Source organism: Pseudomonas sp. LPH60, assembly GCF_030718165.1.
Lineage (GTDB): Bacteria > Pseudomonadota > Gammaproteobacteria > Pseudomonadales > Pseudomonadaceae > Aquipseudomonas > Aquipseudomonas danubii.
Window position 1 is genome coordinate 609,394 of the sequence record NZ_JAVAJH010000001.1, and the last position, 23,704, is coordinate 633,097.

At 59.7% G+C, this 23,704-nt stretch carries 14 protein-coding genes and 1 pseudogene; 7 read left to right on the plus strand and 8 right to left on the minus strand.

Annotation, left to right across the window (positions count from 1 at the left end; translation table 11 throughout):
* The first annotated feature begins 380 nt into the window (after nucleotides 1-380).
* From Q8O96_RS02790 to Q8O96_RS02800, 3 genes are read left to right on the plus strand one after another with little or no spacing between them, the layout of a single operon-like run.
* Nucleotides 381-2,102 carry a ShlB/FhaC/HecB family hemolysin secretion/activation protein gene (locus tag Q8O96_RS02790; protein ID WP_305948306.1) on the plus strand — a complete coding sequence of 574 codons (1,722 nt, stop codon included), beginning with the start codon at nucleotides 381-383 and terminating at the stop codon, nucleotides 2,100-2,102.
* A 32-nt stretch (nucleotides 2,103-2,134) separates the two neighbouring features.
* The gene (locus tag Q8O96_RS02795) at nucleotides 2,135-9,337 is read left to right on the plus strand and encodes a DUF637 domain-containing protein (protein WP_305948307.1); all 7,203 of its coding nucleotides are present in this window, start codon (nucleotides 2,135-2,137) and stop codon (nucleotides 9,335-9,337) included.
* Nucleotides 9,330-9,653: a hypothetical protein gene (locus tag Q8O96_RS02800; RefSeq protein ID WP_305948308.1), complete on the plus strand. Its 324-nt coding sequence runs from the start codon at nucleotides 9,330-9,332 to the stop codon at nucleotides 9,651-9,653. Before Q8O96_RS02795 ends, Q8O96_RS02800 begins: the two co-directional genes overlap by 8 nt.
* A gap of 182 nt (nucleotides 9,654-9,835) precedes the next feature.
* Here the strand turns inward: Q8O96_RS02800 and Q8O96_RS02805 are convergent.
* A pseudogene (locus Q8O96_RS02805) lies at nucleotides 9,836-10,237 on the minus strand (type II toxin-antitoxin system HicB family antitoxin).
* A 505-nt stretch (nucleotides 10,238-10,742) separates the two neighbouring features.
* Nucleotides 10,743-11,024: a hypothetical protein gene (locus tag Q8O96_RS02810; protein WP_305948309.1), complete on the minus strand. Its 282-nt coding sequence runs from the start codon at nucleotides 11,022-11,024 to the stop codon at nucleotides 10,743-10,745.
* Between the two features lie 531 nt (nucleotides 11,025-11,555).
* On the opposite strand from Q8O96_RS02810, the gene Q8O96_RS31125 reads away from it, so the two are divergent.
* The gene (locus Q8O96_RS31125; protein ID WP_371826153.1) at nucleotides 11,556-12,092 is read left to right on the plus strand and encodes a hypothetical protein; all 537 of its coding nucleotides are present in this window, start codon (nucleotides 11,556-11,558) and stop codon (nucleotides 12,090-12,092) included.
* Nucleotides 12,034-15,393: an anti-phage defense-associated sirtuin Dsr1 gene (gene dsr1 / locus Q8O96_RS02815; protein ID WP_371826154.1), complete on the plus strand. Its 3,360-nt coding sequence runs from the start codon at nucleotides 12,034-12,036 to the stop codon at nucleotides 15,391-15,393. The genes Q8O96_RS31125 and dsr1 overlap by 59 nt, the downstream gene beginning before the upstream one ends.
* A 412-nt stretch (nucleotides 15,394-15,805) precedes the next feature.
* Here the strand turns inward: dsr1 and Q8O96_RS02820 are convergent, their stop codons facing one another.
* The 6 genes from Q8O96_RS02820 to Q8O96_RS02845 all read right to left on the minus strand — a co-directional run bounded on the left by Q8O96_RS02820 (nucleotide 15,806) and on the right by Q8O96_RS02845 (nucleotide 21,068).
* Complete coding sequence (locus Q8O96_RS02820) at nucleotides 15,806-16,606, minus strand: amino acid ABC transporter ATP-binding protein (protein ID WP_296408009.1); 801 nt, start codon at nucleotides 16,604-16,606, stop codon at nucleotides 15,806-15,808.
* A 16-nt stretch (nucleotides 16,607-16,622) separates the two neighbouring features.
* A complete protein-coding gene (locus Q8O96_RS02825; protein WP_305948310.1) occupies nucleotides 16,623-17,864 on the minus strand; it encodes an FAD-binding oxidoreductase in 1,242 nt (413 codons plus the stop codon).
* Between the two features lie 46 nt (nucleotides 17,865-17,910).
* On the minus strand, nucleotides 17,911-18,621 hold the full coding sequence (locus Q8O96_RS02830; RefSeq protein ID WP_235758576.1) for an ABC transporter permease: 711 nt from the start codon (nucleotides 18,619-18,621) through the stop codon (nucleotides 17,911-17,913).
* On the minus strand, nucleotides 18,618-19,337 hold the full coding sequence (locus tag Q8O96_RS02835; RefSeq protein WP_305948311.1) for an ABC transporter permease: 720 nt from the start codon (nucleotides 19,335-19,337) through the stop codon (nucleotides 18,618-18,620). Before Q8O96_RS02835 ends, Q8O96_RS02830 begins: the two co-directional genes overlap by 4 nt.
* Before the next feature lie 86 nt (nucleotides 19,338-19,423).
* Nucleotides 19,424-20,176 carry a transporter substrate-binding domain-containing protein gene (locus Q8O96_RS02840; RefSeq protein WP_060838505.1) on the minus strand — a complete coding sequence of 251 codons (753 nt, stop codon included), beginning with the start codon at nucleotides 20,174-20,176 and terminating at the stop codon, nucleotides 19,424-19,426.
* 16 nt (nucleotides 20,177-20,192) lie between these two features.
* Nucleotides 20,193-21,068: a MurR/RpiR family transcriptional regulator gene (locus Q8O96_RS02845; protein ID WP_060838506.1), complete on the minus strand. Its 876-nt coding sequence runs from the start codon at nucleotides 21,066-21,068 to the stop codon at nucleotides 20,193-20,195.
* Nucleotides 21,069-21,200: 132 nt separating this feature from the next.
* On the opposite strand from Q8O96_RS02845, the gene Q8O96_RS02850 reads away from it, so the two are divergent.
* Together Q8O96_RS02850 and Q8O96_RS02855 are read left to right on the plus strand one after the other, a co-directional pair.
* A complete protein-coding gene (locus Q8O96_RS02850; protein ID WP_305948312.1) occupies nucleotides 21,201-22,262 on the plus strand; it encodes an Ldh family oxidoreductase in 1,062 nt (353 codons plus the stop codon).
* Between the two features lie 225 nt (nucleotides 22,263-22,487).
* Nucleotides 22,488-23,672 (plus strand): porin, encoded by a 1,185-nt coding sequence (locus Q8O96_RS02855; protein WP_207816662.1) that lies wholly within the window; start codon nucleotides 22,488-22,490, stop codon nucleotides 23,670-23,672.
* The last annotated feature ends 32 nt before the right edge of the window (nucleotides 23,673-23,704 follow it).

Genomic DNA, 23,704 nt, shown 5'->3' on the forward strand with positions numbered 1-23,704 from the left:
CACTCTGGAGTCATACGCGAAGCGTTTTCCCAAACTTAACCCAATGGGTAGCCGATTTGCGGGCGTTGGTCACAACGTCATTTGCTTGCGGTTCAATACCATCCTCTGCAAGGAGCTGGCTTGCCAGCGAAGTTCGCCAACGATGACGTGCAGGTACCTTTACATCGCGTGCGCGTGGTAGCGGGTGGTGGACACATCCGTTGCAGCGGGTGTGGCCACTGGCGGTTCCGCCCTGACGGTGGCTCACTTTCGTAGAGCGCAAAACTGATGGTTGGATGTACCAAAATTCAAACAAATCAGTACTTTAATTGACGTCATTAAAACGCCAACCTAATATCGCCGCCGTTTAATGGCACAAAGCCATGTAGAGGGATCTAGAAATGTGGCGTTTGGTACGTCGGACCAGGCTCAGCTTGCTGTCCGCTTTTTTTTGCCTGGGCACCGTCGGGATGGTCGAGTCCGCGCCCCTGCAGAATGCTCCAGGCGTCACCGACCTGATCCGGGACCGCCAGGATCGCTTGCTCGAAGAGCAACAACGTCGCCTTGAAGAACTCAAGGACCTGCCCGGAAAAATCGTAGCGCCTAGCAAGCAGGCGGCGCCCACCGACACTCGTTGCTTCACCATCAAAACCGTCGACCTCAGTGGTGCCGATGCCTTGTCCGAGCGCGAGCGCAGCAACTTGCTCAAGCCTTACATCGGCCAATGCCTCGGCGTGCCTCAGCTCAATGAATTGCTCAAGGTCATCACCGACCAATACATGGCCAAAGGGTGGGTCACCAGCCGCGCGTACTTGCCACAGCAAGACCTTTCCAGCGGCAACCTGAAGGTGCAGGTGGTCGAGGGCCGATTGGAGGGAATGAAGGGCGCAGAAGGCAGTGGCATCACCGACCGCCAGCTGTTTATGAGCTTCCCCGGAAAAACGGGCGATCTGCTCAATCTGCGGGAAGTTGAGCAGATGGTTGATCAACTGAACCGCTTGCCTTCCAACCAGGCGCAGATGGAATTGGCACCGGGCAAAGCCGTTGGCGGTAGCGAAGTGCTGGTCAAAAACACTCCACAAAAGCCCTGGCGCATTGGCCTGTCGCGCCACAATGGTGGCCAGCGCAGCACGGGGGAGCAGCAGTGGGGCGTCAATCTGGATTGGGATAATCCTCTCGGCCTGGCCGATCAACTCTTGTTGCGCGGCGGCCACGATGCGCTAAGCGATCACCAAAAAACCTCGCGCAACTCGATGCTCAACTACAGCCTGCCGTTCGGCTGGTGGAACCTCAATTACACCTACAGCGAAACCGAATATCGCTCCTTGGCCCAGGCCAGCGGTTTCAATTTCAAGCAATCGGGCGACAGCCAAAATCATCAGTTGCGCCTGGAGCGCGTGATCCATCGCGATGCCCTGAGCAAAACATCCCTCAGCACCGGCGTGGCGTACCTGCGCACCAACAACTTCATCGAGGACAGCAAGCTCGCGTTGAGCAGCAACCGCCTCAGCGAAGCCCAGTTCGGCATTAACCATGGTCGACGCATCGGTGGCTCATTCCTCAACATCGACCTGGGCATGCAGGATGGCATCGGTGCGTTCGACGCCCAGGCCAATCACAACCCGCGCCCCGGCCAGGCCGATGCGCGCTATCGCAAATACACCGCGACCCTGAGCTACCTGTACCCGTTCAAGCTGTGGGGCGAGTCGTTCAGTTTCAGCAGCCTGATGACCGGCCAGCGCAGCGAAGATGTGCTGTTCAGCCCTCAGCGCATGAGCCTCGGTGGGCAGTCGTCGATTCGCGGCTACAAGGATCAAAGCCTGGCCGGCGACAGTGGCGGTTACTGGCGCAACGACCTGCGCTGGAGCCGCCCGGTGACCTGGGCCTGGATGCAGCCGGTATTCAGCGAGTACGGCACCAGCCTGGGGTATGACCAGGGCGTGATCCGCCGCGACCGCTATAACGCCGAACAGCACGGGCGCATGACCAGCAACTCGGTGGAGCTGTTTGCACGCGGCCATAACGTCGCCGCCACCGTGACCTTTGCCCACTCTTTGGAACGACCGGCGCCGATCACTGAGCGTGAAGCGCCGATCTATTTCCGCCTGGATTTCTTTCTCTAAATTTTTACCGCCCTTGGGCATCGAGACATGACATGGACGTTCAACAGCTCGCCTTCCTTGCGCGCCAACCTTCTGCATCCCTGAAAAGCCGCTCCCACTTCATGGGCTTGCCCAAACGCGGGTTGGCGTTTGTTTTGGCGAACGTCATGTTCTGGCAACCGTTGCTGGTGCAGGCGGAGGGGATTGTGGTCAGCGCACCGGGCACCAGCCTGGGCCAGGCGGCGAATGGTGTGCCTATCGTCAACATCAGTGCACCCAATGGCAGCGGGCTGTCGCATAACCAGTTCCAGGACTACAACGTCGGCCAACAGGGAGTGATCCTCAACAACGCCACCAGCCGCACTCAGTCCACGCAGTTGGGCGGGATCATCCTCGGCAACCAGAATCTCAACGGTACGGCTGCCAGGGTGATCCTCAACGAGGTCAACGGCGGTAGCCCCAGCCAACTGCGCGGTTTTACCGAAGTGGCGGGGCAGTCGGCCCATGTGATCGTGGCCAACCCGTATGGTGTTACCTGCAACGGCTGCGGCTTTATCAACACCCCGCAAGCGACGTTGACCACCGGCAAGCCTGTGCTCGAAAACGGCCAGCTTCAGCGGTATCAGGTGGACCAGGGCAGCGTTGTTATTGAAGGGGCCGGGCTCAATGCCAACAACATCGACCGCTTCGAGATCATCACCCGCTCAGCCAAGCTCAATGCCGAAATCCAGGCCAAGAACCTGACAATCATTGCCGGCGCCAATGATGTTGATGCCAAGACCCTGAACGCGACTGCGCGTGCCACCGACCCGGCGACGGCCCCTCAACTGGCCATCGACTCCTCGGCCCTGGGCGGCATGTACGCCGGGGCGATCAAGCTGGTCAGCAGTGAAGCCGGTGTCGGCGTAAAGCTTGACGGCAACATGCTCGCCAGTGGCGGCGATATGCAGTTGGATGCCAATGGTCACTTGAGCCTGGCGCAGGCCACGGCGGCGCAAGCGGTTGTCATCAATGCCAAGAGCCTGGATGCCCAGGGCGCGGTCTATGCCGGTACCCGTGTCGACGCAACCACCCAAGGCACACTGACCAACCGCCATTCCATCGCCGCTCGGGACAGCGTCAAGCTGACCAGTGAAGGTCAGCTCAACAACCTTGGCTTGATCGAGGCCGGTGTCACCCCACAGAGCACCCGCAACCAAACCGGTGATGTGACCCTCACCGCCAAGAACATCGACAACCGTGGCCAGAGCGTCATCGCCAGTCGCGACCTCAAGGCAACCGTCAGCGAGACCCTCGACAACCGCGCCGGCACGCTGTCGGCGAACACCGGGATGACCCTCAACGCCCAGGACATCGACAATCGCGGCGGCACCCTGACCAGCCAGGGCACGCTCAAAACTACCCTCGGTGGTCAGCTCGATAACCGCGCCAACGGTACCCTCGCCAGCGGCGGTGAGCAAACACTGAAAGCGGCAGCGGTGAAGAACACCAACGGGGTCATCAGCAGCCAGGATACCCTTGGCCTGGACGTGGCCAGCCTCGATAACAGCGGCGCTAAGATCACCGCCAAAAGCACGTTGACCCTGGATGGCACCACCGTCGACAACGCTAAGGGGCAGATCACCAGTCAGGGTGACATCCTCGCCACCGCCAAAGCCTTCAACCAGCAAGGCGGCAAACTGATCAGCCAAGGCCAGCTCAGCCTGACCGCTGACACGATCGACAACAGCCTCGACGGCTACATCGCCTCCGTCAATGCCATGGGCCTCACTGCCCATCAGCAACTGATCAACACCGGTAAAGGCATCGTCAGCACCCAGCAGGGCCTGACAATCAACGGCGGTGCGGTGGACAACACCACGGGCAGCCTGCTCAGCCAGAGCGGCATCACCGCGACCTTGGGCGCAGGGCTGAATAACCAAGATGGCAGCGTCATCACCCAGACCGAAAACCTCACCATCGAAGCCCACAACGTTGATAACCGTGGCGGTGTATTGGCCAGTGTTGCGGGCAAGCTCAAGGCCACCTCGGCGACCGTGCTGGATAACGGGAAATCGCTCACCGCAGCTGACGAAGCGGGGCTGATCCAGGCCCAGTCGATCAACCTGGGCGCGCAACAATCGCTACTGAACAATGGCGGCCAGATTGCTGCCCTGAGCGGCGATACCCAGATCACCAGCACGATCCTCGACAACCAGAACGGTGCATTGCTGGCCAAGCAAGCCCTGAACGTACGCGCTACCCATCTCAACAACAGCCAAGGCCGAGCTGCCGCAGATGCCATCGATTTTGGCCTGACCGGCGAACTGAACAACCAATCTGGCTTGGTCGAAGGCGCCAGCGCTTTGCTGATTGACGCCGCGTCCATCAATAACCAGAACGGCAAAATGCGCTCCCTCGGTCAACAGGGCACCGCCAGCGTAGCCAGCGCGCGGTTGCTGGATAATCAGAGCGGCATGATCGAAGCCGCCAACCATGACGTCTCGTTGCGCATGGCCAGCTTCAAGAACGCCGGCGGCAATGTCCGTCACGTCGGCACGGGCACTTTTGGGGTCGATCTGGCGAAGTTCAGCAACATCGGCGGAAGTGTCGCCACTGCCGGCACGCTGACCGTCGACGCCGCCACCTGGGACAACAGCACGGATGTTCAGGCTGATGTGCTGAATGTCACCGTAGGCCAGCTCAACCAGGCAGCCACCGGCAAACTTGCCGCCAGCCAAAGCTTCACCGCCAAGGGCGACAGCTGGACCAATGCCGGACGCATCACCAGCGGCGGAGCGTTCTCCCTGACCGTCGCCAATGTCACCAACACCGGCACCCTCGGCGGCGCCGGCAAGGTCGATCTGAACGCCGAAGCGGTGCGCAACGATCACGGTCTGATCTTCAGCGGCACCGACATGGCGCTGCGCTTCAAGAACCTGACCAACTACTACGCCGACATCTACAGCCTCGGCGGCCTGAGCATGATGGCCCGCGACGGTGTGGCTCGCAGTGCGTCACTGGAAAACATCTCCAGCCATATCGAAGCCGCCAACGATGTGCTGGTGCGCAGCGACAGCGTAATCAACCGCAAGGACGTGTTCAGCACTGTCGACCAACTGGTATCGGGCAGCCTGAATGTGAGGTGCTACGACTGCAGTGGTGACCACCACAACGTCGATTACATTGCCAACGAAGTCTCCAAAAGTGTGGTCGCGACAGATTCGGCCAGCTCATCTATCCAAAGTGGGGCCAAGCTGACCGTCGATGGATCCAGCGTGCTGAATAAATACAGCACTATGGCCTCGGGCGCGGATCTGCTGATCACCGCCGACAACTTCGCCAACATCGGCGCTACCACCGGTACCAGCACACGCACACGCACCTGGAACACGGGCCGCGTTACCGACGGTACGGATGAGCGCTTCCGCGCCAACTGGATCTACCCCTACAACGCCCAACCCAACCCCAAGGTATTGCCGGTGGGCGCGCTCAACTCTTTCAACCTGGTGGGCGACACCACCACCGTGACCCCGGGCGATCCCATTGCCTCGGTGATCCAGGCGGGCGGCAACATCAGCATCCAGGCGACCCAGCAGCTGGAAAACAGCAGCATCGTGCAGTTCACGCCGCCTACGCCCGTCGCGGACAAGGGCGGCGCCACGACCGTGACCAAGCCCGCCGTGGTGGTGCTGAACCCGCAACTGCCACCGGACCTGGCACAGCAACAAGTCAACCCGACCAGCATGCCGGGCTTCGCCCTGCCGAGCGGTACGAACGGGTTGTTTCACGTGGTCGACAGCGCCGCTGTTGCCAAAAACAGCCAGGACCTGAGCCAAGCCAACATCCAGGGCTCGGACGCCAGCCGGGTGTTCGTCGGCCCCAAATATCTGGTCGAAACCAACTCCGCCTTCACCGATCTCAAGCAGTTCATGAGCTCGGACTACCTGCTGGGCAAGCTGGGCTACGACCCTGAAACCAGCTGGAAGCGCCTGGGGGATGGTCTCTATGAACAACGCCTGATTCAACAAGCCGTCACCGCGCGCACAGGTCAGCGTTTTATCGCCGGCCAGAACACCGACGAAGGCATGTTCAAGTACCTGATGAACAACGCCATCGCCAGCAAGGAGCAACTCAACCTATCCGTTGGCGTGACTTTGACCTCGCAGCAAGTCGCCGCACTGACCCATGACATCGTCTGGATGGAAGACCAGGTGATCAATGGCCAGCACGTGCTGGTCCCCGTGCTGTACATGGCCCAGGCGAACAACCGCCTGACGGCGGATGGGGCGTTGATTCAGGGCAAGGACGTCACCTTGATTGCCGGTGCGGATTTGAAGAACTCCGGCACGTTGCGCGCCAGCGAAAACCTTTCGGCAGCAGCGGGGAACAACCTCGTCAATACGCGGCTCGCGCAGGCCGGTGAAAAGCTGAAGCTGGTGGCGGGCAAGGACCTGGTGAACATGCAAGGCGGCATTCTCAAGGGTAAGGATGTTGACCTGAGTACCTTGACTGGGGATATCCGCAATGACCGGACCATCACCACGATTGAAAACAGTGGGAAGGGCTTCAGCTCCAAGACGGCAGTCGTCGATAGCGCCGCGCGGGTTGAGGCCGAGAACAACCTGACGATGCATGCAGCGCGGGATTTGCTGAATGTCGGCGGGGCCATTACCGCAGGCAAGAACGCTGAGCTGGGCGCGGGTAACGACGTGGTGATTGCGGCGGCTCGCGAGGAAACCGGCTCGACGCGCCAGGACAAACGGCATTTCTGGGCGCAGAGCCAGACGGTGCAGCATGCCAGTGAGATCAAGGTCGGTGGGAATCTTGATGTTGTGGCGACGAACGATTTGACGATGGTTGCCAGCCATGTCAAGGCAGGCGGCGACGTCAATTTATCGGGCAAGGATGTGAGCCTCCTTGCGGCTGCCAACGAAGAATCAAGTGAGTACCGCTATAAGCGCAGCGGCAAGAAGATCAAGCAGGAAGAAGACCATGTTCGCCAGCAGGGCACGACGATTGAGGCCGGTGGTGATGTAAACGTTGCGGCGCTGCAAGACCTGACGATGGTCGCCAGCAAAATCAACGCCGGTAACGAGGCCTATCTGGTGGCCGGTAAGCAGTTGAATTTGATGGCTGAACTCAACCGCGACTATTCCCTCTACGACATGAGCAAAAAAGGCAGTTGGGGGAGCAACGCGGCGAAACGCGATGAAGTGACGCAGTACACTAACGTCGGCAGTGAAATCAAGACGGGCGGTGATCTCACGCTCAAGAGCGGCGGGGACCAGCGTTACCAAGTGGCAACCCTGGACAGCGGTAAGGACCTGACGCTGGACAGCGGTGGCCGCATCGTGTTCGAGGGAGTGAAGGACTTCCACGACGAGAGCCATACCAAGAGCAAAGGCGATTTGGCTTGGTACAAGATGAAGGGCGAAGGGAAAACCGATGAGACCCTTCGACAAAGCGCCCTGGTCGCTCAAGGCAAGCTGGTGATCAAAGCTGCCGAAGGTATTCGTATCGATATCAAGCAGGTCGATCAACAGAGCGTTAGCCAAACCATCGATGCGATGGTGCAAGCGGACCCCAAGCTGGCTTGGATGAAGCAGGCGGAGGCCCGTGGTGATATCGATTGGCGCCAAGTCAAAGAAATTCACGACAGCTTCAAGTATGAGTCTTCTGGCCTCGGCGCTGGCGCCAAGATTGCCATCGCTATTCTGATGTCTTTCATCCTCGGCCCCGCTGGTTTGGGGTTGAGCGGGTCAAACCTGGCAGTTGCTGCCAGCCTGAGCACGACCGCGGTCACTAGCACCATTGATAACAAGGGCAACCTTGGTCTGGCGGTGAAAGATACGTTCAGTACGGGGAGTCTGAAGAACGCTGCGATTGCGGGATTTACGGCTGGATTCCTGGATTATGCGGACAAAAATTGGTTTACGGCAGCAGAGGGTACCAGTACCGCTACGCAGGGTATTCAACCTGCAGATGGTTCAACGTTAAGCACCGCCAACTCATCCAAAGATATTTTCCGTTGGAGCAACGCAACGGATGCGGCGACTCGCACCGTAGGGCGAGCGCTAATTTCTAGTGGCGTTTCCTCTGCCATTGGTGGCGGCAGTTTCGGTAGTAACTTCAACGCCGCCCTGATGGGGGAGGCGGGCAATATGGCCATGGCCACGGGATTTAACTGGGTCGGAGACCAAATCACCTTTCCAAATGGAGGCGTTCAAAAGATTGCTGCCCACGCAATCATGGGCGGCCTATTGGCAGAGCTGACAGGGAGTGATTTCAAGACCGGTGCAGCCGCTGCAGGCCTGAACGAAGCCTTGATTAATGTCATGGCCGATATGGCCGGCAAGAATGAAGAGTTGCATCTGGTCTTCTCCCAACTGGCGGGATTGGTTGGAGCTGCTGCTGTTGGGGGGGATCTTAATACCGGTGCGGTAATTGCACAGAAAGCGACTACCTTCAACTACCTATTTCACGAAGAACTCCTTGAGAAAGACCGCAAGCTTAATGCGTGTGCTTCTGAAGATGAATGTCAAAGGGTGCGAGAGTATTACGACAAGTTGGATGTTGCGCGTAATAAAGCGTTTCCAGATTTATGCCGTAATAATCCAACCATGTGCGAGCAGATTTATGAAAGACTCAGGGATGAGACTGCCTCCAATTGGGAGTTGGCGGAGACTATAAGAAAGTCGGGTGCGAAAGATCAGTTTGGACGTTCCATGGCGCACCTGGCCACAATGGAAAGAAATCAACAAGCCATCTATTTAAATATTTCGGAAGGTGTTCGGTCGACGGATGGTAACCTTGCAGCCGCTGCTGCGGACTTTGCGATGGGGGGACTGAGTCCTGGGGCGGATATCTTTTCATCGACAGTCGGTAAACCTGGAGCTATTGGAACTGGAATAAAAAATGGAATTGTTGGTACAAAAGAGGTAACAGGTACAGCCACGAAGGGCGAGACGAAGGTTGTTGCAAGGGAAGGAACGTTCCCGGACGAAGTGTTTACCGGAAAGAAGCCGCATCAGACGACGCCTGGCACAAAAAGTACGACACAAGAGAGATATAACCCAGCGACTGGGAAGCTTGAAAAATCTGTTATCGAGTACGATCAGTACGGTCGGCAGGCTAAGAGAACGGATTACACGAATCACGGATATGGAGACAAATCAAAGCCTGCGGAATATCATTCCGATCCTCATGTGCATACCTATGAATATGGTCCTGGCTATGGACCAAAGGGTAAAGAAACGAGGATAAATAATGATTAAAGTTCCGCAATTGAATGAGTTGCTTGTCGCTCACAACTGCTTGCAAGCCATTAGTATTCAGTTGAACGAAGATGGGGTGGCTTATGATTTGTCTCTGTCGATTTCAGACTCTGACAATGCAGGGGCTGATGTTGTGCGTATCAGATTTATTGATATCAGTCATTTTGCGTCCCGTGATATTGGCGGTGGGTTGACTCAGTTGATGCATATGAGTGTGAGTAAGCTGGATTCGGGTTTCGACAGGATGCGTTATCAATTGATCGATCTTGAAGATGAAAAGTTATCATTTTACTTCTCGTCATTTTTGGTTGAGTAGATGCTGCAAAAGAGACGCAGTCCGTAGTTGGAGTTAGGAGTGCAACTGGTTGTCTCAATGCAGTCAGGTGATGCAGCTATTTGTAAGGCTACAACCCCTGTAGCGAGGGAACTTGCTCCCGCTGGGTTGCGCAGCAACCCCAACCGGCCTCACTCCGCTTGGCCTGCCCTACGCAGCCGCTTTCAGCGTCCGAGCTTTTCCAGCGCGGCATCGGCCAGGAAAGACGACCGGCTCTTGATGTTGTGCTCGCGGACGAAGCGGTCGATCTGCTGAATCACATACCCCGGCAAGGTCACGTTGACCTTCTCGGTCTTGCCCAGGTAAGGCGTGATGTCGATCTCCAGCATGCCCCAGCCCATGCCCGCGAAATCGGGGTGGGTGCGGTGTTTGCCGGTGGGCGAGGGCAGGGGAATGGCGTGCCCGGCTCGGGCCCGTTCTTCGAGCATGACGTGGGCAATCTCGATGGCCGCGCTATAGGCGCTCTCGAAGCTGTCGCCCGCGGTGACAGCACCGGGAATATCAGGAATCTGGATGCCGGTGGCGGTGTGTTCGTCGCCCTACTCGATGCAGATGGGATAGTGCACTGGGATCTCCTCAATAGATGAAGGCTGAAGGGCTAGACCAGTCCAGCCAGTTTCCTGATGGCCCTGACCATCGAAACCTGTAGCCGCTGTCGAGCGCAGCGAGGCTGCGCACGAGGACGTAGTCCTCGCCAAACCTGCCGATGCTTTTCACCTGGCTGCATACGGTTCTGTGGACATATCCGTTGCTGCGGTCACGGCCGCTTAGGGTTTCGCTCTTACAGCGACTCACTTTTGAAAAGCGCAAAAGTAAGCAAAACGCTCCTGCCCCCGCATCCGGCGCCTCGCCTAGGCTCGGCGTTCCCTCGCTCCGGCATTGCTTCGGGGGCACGCCGCCACAGGCCATCCATGGCCTGGGGCGGCTAGCTCGGCATCCATGCCGAGCTGCCCCCTACGCAACGCCTGCGTTCGGCCTTCTGGAGGGGGCAGGAAGATCAAGATCAAAAGCCAGATCAAAAGCCAAAGCAAAGCCAAGCGCGTTTTACGCGCTTGTTGAGTTCAATGGCGTTCAGGGCTCTTGCGCTGTTCGCCACTGAATCACCTCCAGCACCGCGCAACCCTCCCGGGTGAGCAGATGCACCCCTCGGGTGACCCGCGTCAGATCGCAGTCGGCAATGTCTTTCAGGTGAAGGGTGGACAGCGTGTCCATCAGATCCCGCACCACGGTGAAACGATGGGCCGCACTGCTGGCCAGATCGTTCAGAGAGGCTTGGGTGTCGAGGTAGAAAACGGCTTGGTTGGCGTCGTGGGTGTCGACGGGGGAGAAGCGGGAAGTCGATTGATCGTCCATGGTCGTTACTCGTTGTAGAGCTTCCACCGTTTGCGGCCAAGCAAATGGAGGGTGGCAGCTGTGCGAGGGTTGGCCGACCGGCTACAACGACACCGGCACACCCGAAGGTGTCCCGCACACAGCCGCCATAACACAGAATCGCAGGCACAAAAAAAGCGTCTGCAATGGTGTTTTGGACGCTGATGCGTCGTTGTAATTCGACCGGCCAAGGTCGTTCGCGGATTTTGCCGCGAAGTGCGAACTATAGGGGGGGGGAGTGAGAGGTGCAACCGTGTATTGGTGTGGGTGTTTGAAGTGGTGTGTCATGGCGTTAGCCATGGCTAAGACGTGGATATGATGATTTTTGAATCGCCCTCGACAGATATGGAAAACCGCTATGTGCCAGAAGCCAGTCGTTACCGGCGGAAATCAGCCAGCAATCATCCACCGGCTAAGAATGGGGCTTCGGATCGTAGTAGAACGCGCTATAGGATGGTTTAGTATCTTTCGTCCGCGGGGATCAACAGCACATAAGAAATAGGAAGCAAAGGAATGCAATTCATCACTAACGGTCCAGATATTCCGGATGCGCTTTTGCAGTCGCATGAGGAAGGTCGTGTGGTCTTCTTTTGTGGCGCTGGAATTTCCTACCCGGCAGGTTTGCCCGGCTTCAAAGGACTAGTGGAAGATATCTTTCGCTTGAACGGGACTGTGCTTTCAGACATTGAAAGAGACGTCTTCGAGCGAGGACAGTTCGACGCCACGCTTGATCTGCTGGAACGCCGATTGCCCGGGCAACGCCTAGCTGTCCGCCGCACATTGGCAGAGGCACTAAAGCCGAAACTTCGCCGCAAAGGGGCTACTGATACGCAAGCAGCATTATTGCGGCTGGCGCGCTGTCGTGAAGGTTCACTACGGTTGGTTACTACCAACTTCGACCGTGTATTTCACGCAGCAGCCAAACGCATCGGCCAAACCTTCCAGAGCTTCGCCGCGCCAATGTTGCCGATTCCCAAGAACAGCCGATGGAATGGACTGGTTTACCTCCACGGTTTACCTCCACGGTTTACTTCCGGAAAAAGCAGATGACACCGCTCTTAACCGCCTAGTGGTTACCAGTGGCGATTTTGGTTTGGCTTATTTAACTGAGCGGTGGGCCGCTCGTTTTGTAAGCGAGCTGTTCCGCAACTATGTGGTCTGCTTTGTCGGCTATAGCATCAATGATCCGGTGCTGCGCTACATGATGGATGCTCTGGCAGCTGATCGGATGCAGGGCGAGATCACGCTGCAAGCTTGGGCTCTTGGCGACTGCGAACCAGGAAATGAGCAGCACAAAACCATTGAGTGGGTAGCCAAAGGTGTCACGCCCATCCTATATAACGTGCCGGCTGGTACATACGATCATTCGGCGCTGCATCAAACACTACACGCTTGGGCAGACACCTACCGAGATGGGGTGCAGGGAAAGGAAGCCTTCGTTGTTAAACATGCTCTAGCGCGACCACAGGACAGTACGCAGCAAGATGACTTTGTAGGTCGAGTTTTGTGGGCTTTGTCAGATAAGTCTGGTTTGCCGATGAAGCGTTTTGCCGACTCCAACCCTGTCCCATCACTGGATTGGTTGTTGGAAGCATTTGCAGACGAGCGCTTTGGGCACGGTGATTTACCCCGCTTTGAGGTGCCGCCACACGACCAGACCGATACCAAACTGTCCTTCAGCCTAATTCGGCGGCCTGCGCCTTATGATCTAGCGCCACCGATGTTGTTGGCCTCCGGCGGCGGAAATGACAGCCAGTGGGATGATGTGATGTTTCACATGGCCCGTTGGTTAACACGTCATCTGGATGATCCAAGGTTGATTCTGTGGATTGCGCAACGTGGTGCCCGGCTGCATGAACGCTGGCCGTGGCTTATAGAGGAAAGGCTGGATCACTTTGCCGCGCTGAGGCGTGACGGCAAAACTGCCGAGCTGAATGACATCCTCTTGCAAGCGCCAAAGGCCATTCCCGGTCCCTTGATGTGTAAGTTGTGGAGTCTCTTGCTTAACGGTCGAGTCAAATCTGCTTGGCAGAAACGCAACCTGTATCACTGGAAAAATCGGTTAAAACGGGAGGGGTTAACTACCACTCTGCGCTTAGAACTACGTGCGGTACTCGCGCCTTTAGTGACCTTGAGAGAACCATTTCGTTGGGGAGAAGATGCTGACGGCAAAGAGGTGCCCACTCGGATCAAGCAATTGGTGGATTGGGAACTCGTGCTTGCTGCCGATCATGTTCACTCAGTACTAAACGACCTGACAGACACGTACTGGACATCGGCCTTGCCATACCTGTTGGAGGATTTTCAGCAGCTTCTACGTGATGCTCTAGATCTTCTGTTCGAAATGGGAGAAGCCAGTGAGCGAAGCGATTGCTCACACTGGGATTTGCCATCCATTACACCGCACTGGCAGAACAGGGGATTCCGCGACTGGGTCAGTCTGATCGAGTTAGTGCGCGACGCTTGGCTGGCAGTTTTCAAGCAGGAACGAACGCGTGCGACCCGGATCGCACAGGTTTGGTTTGAGTTGCCTTACCCCACGTTTAAGCGCCTTGCGCTATTTGCCGCCAGTCAAGATAACTGCGTACAGCCTGATCTGTGGGTGGAGTGGCTGCTCGTAGATAACTGTTGTTGGCTTTGGTCCACTGATACAGGAAGGGAGGTATTTAGGCTGTTTGTTCTGCAAGGGCGTTTCTTAAAAGGGGCCGCCCAGGAACGTTTGGAAAAGGCAATATTGGCCGGCCCTCCTCGCGATATGTATCGGGAAGACCTCGAATTTGATCGATGGCAGGAGATAGTAGCTCGCTCCGTCTGGCTCCATTTGGCGAAACTGAGCGCATCGAGTCTCACTCTTGGAACACCTGCGGCGAATCGGCTTAGAGAATTGGTTGCAGCCTATCCAGAATGGAAGTTGGCCTCGAACGAAAGCGACGAGTTTTCCCACTGGATGAGTGGTTCCAGTGACCCGGACTACGAGGAAAATCGTTACGTTGACATTGCCCCTCGTAAGCGCCAGGAGCTAGCTACTTGGATCAAGACGCCTCAGCTCGAAAGTCGATCGTTCTACGAAGATACCTGGCGAGATGTTTGCCGCACTCGCTTTTTTCATAGCTTGTGCGCGCTATGCGATCTAGCACAAGACAATATCTGGCCAATAGGTCGATGGCGTGAGGCGCTGCAAACCTGGGCGGAAGAGGGCTTGGAGTTACGTTCTTGGCGGTACGCTGCATTTTTGGTACTACGCATGCCCGAGGCTGTTTTGCGGGATATCGTCCACGCTGTTACTTGGTGGATGCAGGCAGTATCCAAATCAATTAAACACCACGAAGGCCTCCTGCTAGAGCTGTGCCACCGTGTATTAGGGATGCAGATTGATGCTGGGACGGGGATGACGCTCAATGGCGCCCCCATTGAACAGCCTGTCACTGAGGCTATTAATCATCCTGTCGGACATGTCACGCAAACTCTTATCAATATTTGGTTCAAACTCAATCCGAACGACAATGATTCACTTCCGGCCAACCTTAAGATTTTCTTTACCGAACTTTGTGATGTTCAGGTAGACAGATTTCGTCATGGCCGGGTACTGCTGGGTTCGCGACTAATCAGTTTTTTCCGTGTGGACCGGCCATGGACTGAGGAATATCTCTTACCTCTCTTCAGCTGGAGCAATCCTGTAGAAGCTAAAAGCGTTTGGGAAGGTTTTCTTTGGTCTCCCCGTCTGTATCAGCCTTTATTGTTAGCCTTCAAACAACAGTTCCTTGGAAGCGCATGTCACTACGCGGATCTTGGGGAGCACCGGCAACAATTCGCAGCATTTTTGACTTATGCAGCGTTGGGTCCGACTGAGGGATATACCGTAGAGGATTTTCGTTCCGCGGTTGGTGCTCTTCCTCAGACTGGGCTGGAAGATTCTGCACAAGCACTCTGTCAAGCACTGGAAGGCGCTAGCGATCAGCGCGAAGACTACTGGAAAAATCGTGCCCAACCGTTTTGGAAACAGGTTTGGCCAAAGTCTCGCGATTTAGCCACTCCGAGAATCTCCGAGTCTTTGGCACGACTGGCTATTGCGGCACGAGGCGAGTTTCCAGCTGCGTTGACAGCAATACAGGATTGGTTGCAGCCAATCGAGTACTCGGACTACGTTGTTCACCGATTGCATGAGTCTGCTTTGTGTCGACAGTTCCCAGCGGAGGCTTTGCTGCTGCTGAGTGCGGTGCTTGCTGATCAACAGTGGGTCGGAGTGGAACTCGGACAATGTTTGGATGATATCGCCGAGGCCGCTCCACAGCTCGTAAAGGATGCTCGCTACCTCCGGATTCGAGAGTATTCGCGTAGACGCGGGCAGTAGGTAGGCGATTTTTCCTTGCATGAACGAGCTGAACAATCTAATGCAGTTCGCAACCCTTGGCAGCTCCTACAGAGACCGCGAACAGCACTAAAACAGGCCGGCCGATAGGCCGCCGTCTGCTTTTGCTGTTGATCTGGTTTTTGATCTGCCTGCCCCCTTAGACACGATGGCCGAACGCAGGCATTGAGCCGTGGGTAATCCGGCAGGGATGCCGGGTTAGCCGCCACCCGGCCAGGGATGGCCGGTGGCGGCGGCCCACGGATCAATGCCGGAGTGAGGGCATGCCGAGCCTAGGCGAGGCACCGAGTGGAGGGGCAAGAGCCTTTGGTTACTTTGGGCTTTTCAAAGTGACTCGCTGTAAGAGCGAAACCATAAGTAGCCGTTACCGCAGCAACGGATATGTCCACTTACCTCAATGCACAATCTGCGCAAGAAACGCCTTAGCCCTCGGGCTTTTCGGCGCCCCAAAGAACTCTTCGGGCGGCGCGTCTTCAACGATGCGCCCCCCATCCAAAAACAACACCCGCTCCGCCACCTGCCGCGCAAACCCCATCTCATGGGTCACACACAACATCGTCATCCCACTCCCGGCGAGTTTCACCATCACATCCAGCACCTCACTCACCATCTCCGGGTCCAGTGCCGAAGTCGGTTCATCAAACAACATGATCTTCGGCTCCATGCACAACGCCCGGGCAATCGCCACGCGCTGTTGCTGCCCACCTGAAAGCTGGCTCGGGTATTTATCCGCCTGATTCTCAATCCCCACCTTGGCCAGAAACCCCCGGGCCAGTTCTTCAGCCTTTTTCCGCGATAACCCGCGCACGGTCATCGGCGCCAGGGTGCAGTTGTCCAGCACGCTCATGTGCGGGAACAGGTTGAAGTGCTGGAACACCATGCCCACCTGGCTGCGCACCTGGGCGGCTTCGCGGGTGTTTTGCGAGAGGTCGGTGCGGTCCACCAGGATGCGGCCTTTTTCGGCAATCTCCAGGCGGTTGATGCAGCGGATCAGGGTCGATTTACCCGAGCCGGAAGGCCCGCAGAGGACGATGCGTTCGCCCTGGCGCACCTTGAGGTCGATGTCGTGCAGGACGTGGAAGGCGCCGTAGAACTTGTTCAGCCCGGCAATATCGATCACCACTTCACGCGGATCGACGGCGGGGTGAACGGGCGCTTGGGATGCGGCGGGAAGCGGGGCGGTCTGGGTCTGCATGGCGGTTCTCCGTCGGTCAGTTGAAGCGCTCGGCGCGGTAAGGGGTGGGGTCGGTAAATGGGGTTTCGCCGGTGACCAGCTGCGCCAGCAGCTGGCCGCTCACCGGGCCCAGGGTCAGGCCGTGGTGGGCGTGGCCGAAGTTGAACCACAGGCCGGGGTGGCGCGGGGCGGGGCCGATCACTGGGCACATGTCCGGCAGGCACGGGCGGCGGCCCAGCCAGGGTTCGGCGTCGAGGCGTTCGCCCAGGGGGTAGAAGCTTCGGGCCAGGGCTTCGCAGCGGCGCAGTTGGATTTCGTTGATCGGGTCTTCACAGTCGGCGAATTCGATGCCGGTGGTCAGGCGGATGCCGCCCACCATCGGTGCCAGGACGTAGCCGCCCACTGGGTCGAGGATCGGGTGTTGCAGGCGGGTGCCGGGCAGGGCGGCGTAGTGCATGTGGTAGCCGCGCTTGATCGCCAAGGGAATGCGGTAGCCCAGGGGTTCGAAAATGCCGCTGGCTTGCGGGCCCAGGGCCACCACCACTTCCTGGGCGGTGATCGGGCCGAGTTCGCTCTGCACCTGCCAGCCGCCTTCGATCTGGGTCAGGGTCAGGGCATCGCCGATGACGAATTGGCCGCCGCGCTGCTTGAACAGTTCGGCGTAGCCGCGGGTCAGGCCGCCGGGGTCGCTGACGGTCTTGGGGTCGAGCCAGTGCAGGCCGCCCACGATGTCGGGGTGCAGGCCGGGTTCCAGGGCCAAGAGTTCGGCGCGGTCCAGTACCCGGTAGTTGAGTTCGTAGTCCCGCAGGTCGGCGGCGGCGCGTTGGGCGAAGTCGAAGGCCTGCTGGTCGTTGAAGGCTTCGAGCCAGCCGCCGTCGGCGATCAGCTCCAGCATGTTGGCCGGGCGGGCCAGGGCCAGGTGTTCGGTGACGCAGCGTTCGATCAGCGGCAGCATGGCGCGGGTGGCGGCGGCCAGGCCCTTGGGCGAGGAGTGGCGCCAGTATTGCAGCAGCCAGGGGCCGGCCTTGGGCAGGTGGCGCAGGCTGTAGCGCACGTCCGATTGCTGGTTGAGGCCGTAGCGCACCAGCTTGGTCACTTCCCGGGGGAAGGCGTAGGGAATCACGCTGGCGCGTTCGATCAGCCCGGCGTTGCCGTGGCTGGTGCCGTTGCCCGGGGGCTGGCGGTCCAGCAGCACCACTTGGCGGCCGCGGGCCTGCAGGTGCAGGGCGCTGCTGACGCCGACGATTCCGGCGCCCAGAACTAAGGTTTGGCAATGCATGTTTGGGTCCTTATGACAGGGGCCGCGGGGCGGCCCGCTAAAGGGTTCAGTTCAGGTGCCGGCCCAGGCGGCCTTCCAGGTATTTGAGGCTGCGCCGTACCACTTCGACGATCAGCAGGTAGAGCACCGCGGCCCACAGGTAGATCTGGAAATCGAAGCTGCGGGAGAAGGCCAGTTTGGTCACCCCCATCAGGTCGTAGATGGTCACCAGGGAGGCAATGGCGCTGGCCTTGATCATCAGGATCAGCTCGTTGCCCAGAGGCCCGATGGCGATCAGCAGCGACTGCGGCAGTATCACTTTGCGAAACGCGGTCCAGCGCGACAGGCTCAGGGCCTTGCAGGCTTCGCGCTGGCCCTGGGCCACGGCCAGCAGGCTGCCGCGCAGGATCTCCGCCTGGTAGGCGGCGGTGTTCAGGGTGAAGGCCAGCAGGGTGCAGAACCAGGCGTCGCGGAAGAACCACCACAGGCCCACGTCCTGCCAGAAGCCTTTGAACGAGCCCAGGCCGTAATACAGCATGAACAGCTGGGCCAGCAGCGGCGAGCCGCGGAAGAAGTACACATAGGCCCCGGTAAAACGCCGCAGCAACTGATTGCTGGACAGCCGCCCGAGGGCGATCAGCAGGCCGAGCACGGCGCCCAGGCTGAAGGAAATCGCCACCAGCTTGGCGGTCACCAGCAGGCCGTCGATAAAGCGCGGGCCGTAGCGTTCCAGCAGGTCCTGGTTGAGGAACAGGTTCAGCAGGTCATCCAGGCTCATGGTTGCAGGCTCCGTTGCGCACGGTTGAAGCGCCGTTCAAGAAAGCTGAACAGGTGCCCCGACAGCGCCGAGAAGAACAGGTAGCCAAAGCAGGCCACGCTGTAGAACAGCATGGGTTCCTTGGTCACGCTGACCGCGAGGTTGGTCTGGCGCATCAGGTCCACCAGGGAAATGGTCGACACCAGGGAGGTGTCCTTGAGCAGCGACAGCCAGTTGTTGGAAAGCCCCGGCAGGGCGATGCGGGTCAGTTGCGGCAGCAGCACCCGGCTGAAGGTGGTGCGCCGCGACAGGCTCAGGGCGCTGGCGGCTTCGTACTGGCCCTTGGGCAGGGTCTTGAACGCGGCCAGCCAGATCTCGCTGGAGAAGGCGGCGAACACCAGGCTGAAGGCGATCATCGCGGCGACAAAGGTATTGATCGCCACTTCACCGGGGTAGCCCAGGGCGCCGAGGATCTTCTGCGCGGCAATCTGGCAGCCGTAGTAGATGATCAGCAGGGTCAACAGCTCCGGCAGGCCGCGAAACACCGTGGAAAAGGTCGTGGCCCAGGCCCGCGCCCAGCGGTTTTTCGAGCGTGCGGCCAGGGCGACCAGCAAGCCCAGGGGCAGGCCGATGGGCACGCAGGCCAGGGCCAGGGCGATGGTCACCAGGCCCCCGGCAAGCAGGGCCGAGCCCCAGCCGCCGCTGGCAAAGGACAGGAGTGACAGCTGTTCGAACATGCGCGAACCCTCTGGAGGATTGAACCGTGCAGGGCGCCGCCGCGCTCGGGGGAACGCGGGGCAACGGCAGCGGCAAAGGCGGGCGGTCAGTAGATGTCGAAGGCGAAGTAGCGGCTGGAGATCTGCTTGTAGGTGCCGTCGGCGACGATCGCGTCCAGGGCCTTGTTCAGGCGCTCGCGCAGGGCGTTGTCTTCCTTGCGCACGGCGATCGAGGCGTCGGCGGTGGTGCCGTTGACGTCACCGATGATCTTGCAGCAGTCCTTGCCGGCGCTTTCGGCCCAGGCCAGCAGTGGGAATTTGTCGGCAATCACCCCGTCCACGCGTCCGGCGGCCAGGTCGCTGTTGGCTTCGTCCAGGGTTGGGTAGAACTTCACGTCGGCGCCGGCCGGGCCGTAGTGGTCCTCGGCGTAGATGGCCTGCGTCGATGAGGCCTGGGCGCCCACGGTGCGGCCCTTGAAGTTGGTCTGGGCGTCGGTGATGTCCGAGTCCTTGGCCACCGCCACCGACAGCGGGGTGCGGTAGTAGTGGTTGCTGAAGGCGATCTTTTTCTTGCGCTCGTCGGTGGCGATCATGGAGGCCACCACCGCGTCGTATTTCTTCGCCAGCAGCGCCGGGATGATGCCTTCCCAGTCCTGGGCGACGATCTGGCATTCGACCTGCATCTGCTTGCACAGGGCGTTGGCGATGTCCACGTCGAAGCCGTGCAGCTGGTTGTTGGAGTCCACGTAGTTGAAGGGCGGGTAGGCGCCTTCGGTGGCGATCTTCAGGGTTTCGGCCTGGGCCGCGGAGGCGGCGAAGACCAGGGCGCAGGCACTGGCGAAGCGGACGACGTTGTTCATGGAGCACCTCGGTTATTTATTGTTTTGCGCGGGTGGACGATGTGTAGCCAACAAATTCGTTATGCAGGGCGGCCGTGGCTTCCAGGCGTTTTTCCACCTCGGGGCCCAGGTGCTTGCACACCTCGTTGATCAAGAGGTGAACCAGCGACAGCATGGCCGCGGTGGATTCCCAGAACAGGTTGAACTCGGTGGGCACGCGGAACACCTCGTCGGCGTTCTGCTCGGCCCAGTCGCAGAAGGTGTCGGTGACCAGGGTCACCGGAATCCCCGCCTCGCGGGCCTTGTGGCACAGGGTCAGGGCGTGGCGCGAATAGCGCCGGGCCTCGAACACCACCAGGGCGCAGTCTTCGGCGGGGCTGAGCAGTACGTCGGCGAAATGCCCGGCAGAGCCGTCCACCAGGTGCACGCCGTCGCGCAGGTATTGCAGCAGGTGGACCATGGAGGCGGCGATGCCGCGCTCGGTCTGGAACCCCGCCACGTACACCCGGCGCCGGCTGGCCAGGCGCTGGACCACGGTCTGCCAAGCCGGGGTCAGGCTGTATTCGTAGACCTTGACCAGCGCCGCCACTTCCAGCTCGAAGCTGCGCGGCAGGCCCTGGGCCGCCGGGTTGGGCTGCTGGCGAAATTCCTGCAGGCGGTCGCCCACCAGCCACGGGCCTTCGCCGAGGTCGTTCTTCAGGTCGTTTTTCAGATCCTTGAAATGGCTGTAGCCGATGGCGCGGCAGAACCGGCCGACGCTGGATTCGCTGACGCCGAGTTTTTCGGCGATGTCGGCGGCGGTCTGGAAGGGCAGCTCGTAGAGGTTGGCCAGCATGTAGCTGGCAATTGCCCGGCCCGACGCGGTGGCGCTGGACAAGCTGCTTTCAAGGCGTTGTTTGATGGGCTGGCTCATGGCCGCTCCTTGTTTTTATTGACCGCTGGAAACGGAAAATGAAGGTTTTCTGTCATGAAGTCAACATTTGACAGTTAACTGGCGTGACGCGATAGTCAGGCCCCTTCCAATAACAATTCCAATGGAGCTGCAATGACCGACGCGAACCACGCGACCGTGGCGCAGGCTGATGCCGAGTGCCTCGACCTGCCGGCCTTGACCGACTTGCTGCAACGGATTTTTCTTCGCCACGGCACCTCTGCCGAGGTGGCCCGGGTGCTGGCCGACAACTGCGCCCGCGCCGAGCGCGACGGCTCCCACAGCCACGGGGTGTTCCGCATCCCCGGTTACCTGTCGTCCCTGGCCAGTGGCTGGGTCAACGGTCAGGCCGTGCCGCAAGTGGAGGATGTGGCCCCCGGCGTGGTGGCGGTGGACGCCGCAGGCGGCTTTGCCCAGCCGGCCCTGGCCGCGGCCCGCGCGCTGCTGCTGAGCAAGGCCCGCAGCGCCGGGATCGCGGTGCTGGCGATTCGCAATTCCCACCACTTCGCGGCGTTGTGGCCGGATGTCGAGCCCTTCGCCGAAGAAGGCCTGGTGGCCCTGAGCCTGGTCAACAGCATGACCTGCGTGGTGCCCCATGGCGCCCAGCGCCCGCTGTTCGGCACCAACCCGATTGCCTTCGCCGCCCCCCGCGAGGGCGCCGAGCCCATCGTCTTCGACCTGGCCACCAGCGCCATCGCCCACGGCGATGTGCAGATCGCCAAGCGCCAGGGCCAGCAGCTGCCACCGGGCATGGGGGTGGACCGCGATGGCCAGCCCACTTGCGATCCGGCGGCGATTCTCGACGGCGGCGCCTTGCTGCCCTTTGGCGGGCACAAGGGCTCGGCGCTGTCGATGATGGTGGAGCTGCTGGCGGCGGCGCTGACTGGCGGCAACTTCTCCTTCGAGTTCGACTGGTCACAACACCCCGGGGCGCAAACGCCGTGGACCGGGCAACTGCTGATCGTCATCGACCCCAGCCACCTGGGCGGTGGGCATTTTGCCCAGCGCAGCGGCGAGCTGGTGCGGCAGATGCAGGCCGTGGGCCTGGAGCGCATGCCCGGCGACCGGCGCTACCGCACCCGGGCCAAATCGTTGGAGCACGGCATTCCCCTGGCTACCGCCGAGCTGGCGCGGTTGCGCGCGCTCGCGGGCGACGATAAGACGGGCGACGACTGAACGGCCGACGACTTAAGGACTTCATCCCTTCGCACCCGGGGCCATGAGCCCTTGGTGTTACTCCAGGTAGTGGGCCCGGTAGCGGGCCGGTCGTGGATCGGATTTGCCGCTCCCTGCCAGCCCCTCCAAAGCACTGGCAATCTGCCTCCAAGGCAGCCTGTCAGTGCCCTGGGGCCCTTTCGATAATCGCCTCCGACATTTCGTCCCCCGTTTGCGGAGCGCGCCATGCATAACAATAAGAACTGCCAGTACCCTCTGATTCCGGCCCTGCTCGTCGGCCTGTCGACCCTTGGCCTGGGCACTGTCGCCGAAGCCGAGATCATGCTGTACGACAAGGACCAGACCACCTTTTCCACCGACGGCTACGTCAACGCCTTCTACGTCAACAGCGACGTCGACCGCGCCGGCGAGCAGTACGACCGCCGTCAGGCGCGGGTGAAGATGGGCTTTCTGCCCAACTACCTGGGCTTCAACATGGGCAAGCAGGTGGACGACCTCAAGCTCGGCGCCCGGGCCTCGTTCTGGGTGACCATCAACGACAGCGAAACCAACGGCACCGACACCGCCATCGACGTGCGCCAGTTCTACGGCACCGTGGCCAACCCGGAGTGGGGCGAGGTGCTGATCGGCAAGGACTTTGGCCTGTTCGCCCGTTCCAACATCCTGCTCGATGAAATGCTCGCCGGGTACGGCCAGGTCAGCGACAGCCTGGGGCTGGTGGACGGCGGCGGGGTGTCGTTCGGCAACATCGGCAGCGGTTACCCCTATCCCTTTCCGTCGTCGCAGATCACTTACCGCAGCCCGGTGATGGACGGCCTGCGGGTGGCGGTGGGCATCCTCGACCCGGTGGACACCAACGACAGCAGCGCCCTGGGCAAGGCCTACCAGAAGAACCCGCGCACCGAGAGCGAGGTCACCTACCAGTTCGACCTGGGCGGGGCCAAGTTCTACAGCTGGCTCAACGGCAGCTACCAGACTTCCGACAACACCGACCCCAACGTGCAGTCGGTGACCTCCAAGGGCCTGGGCTATGGCCTGCAGGCCAAGATGGGCGGCCTGTCCCTGACCGGTTCCGGGTTCCAGGCCAAGGGCATCAACCCGTTCTTCACCAACAATGCCGGCGAGGCCACCCTGCGCAATGTCGACAGCAAAGGCTACCTGCTGCAGGGCTCGTACAAACTGGGCAAGAACCGCCTGGCGCTGTCCTACGGCAAGACAAAGGACGACGGCAACGGCGTGGTCGGCAGCGGCGCCGACTACCAGACCCGGGGCGTGGCGCTGTTCCACGACATCAACGACAACCTCAAGCTGGTGGCCGAGTACAACCAGTTCGAGATCGACGGCCACCAGACCAATGCGCAGAACGAAAACACCGACACCTTCGCCGTGGGTGCGGTACTGACCTGGTAACCCCAGCGCCGGCCCTGGCGTGCGCATCGCGC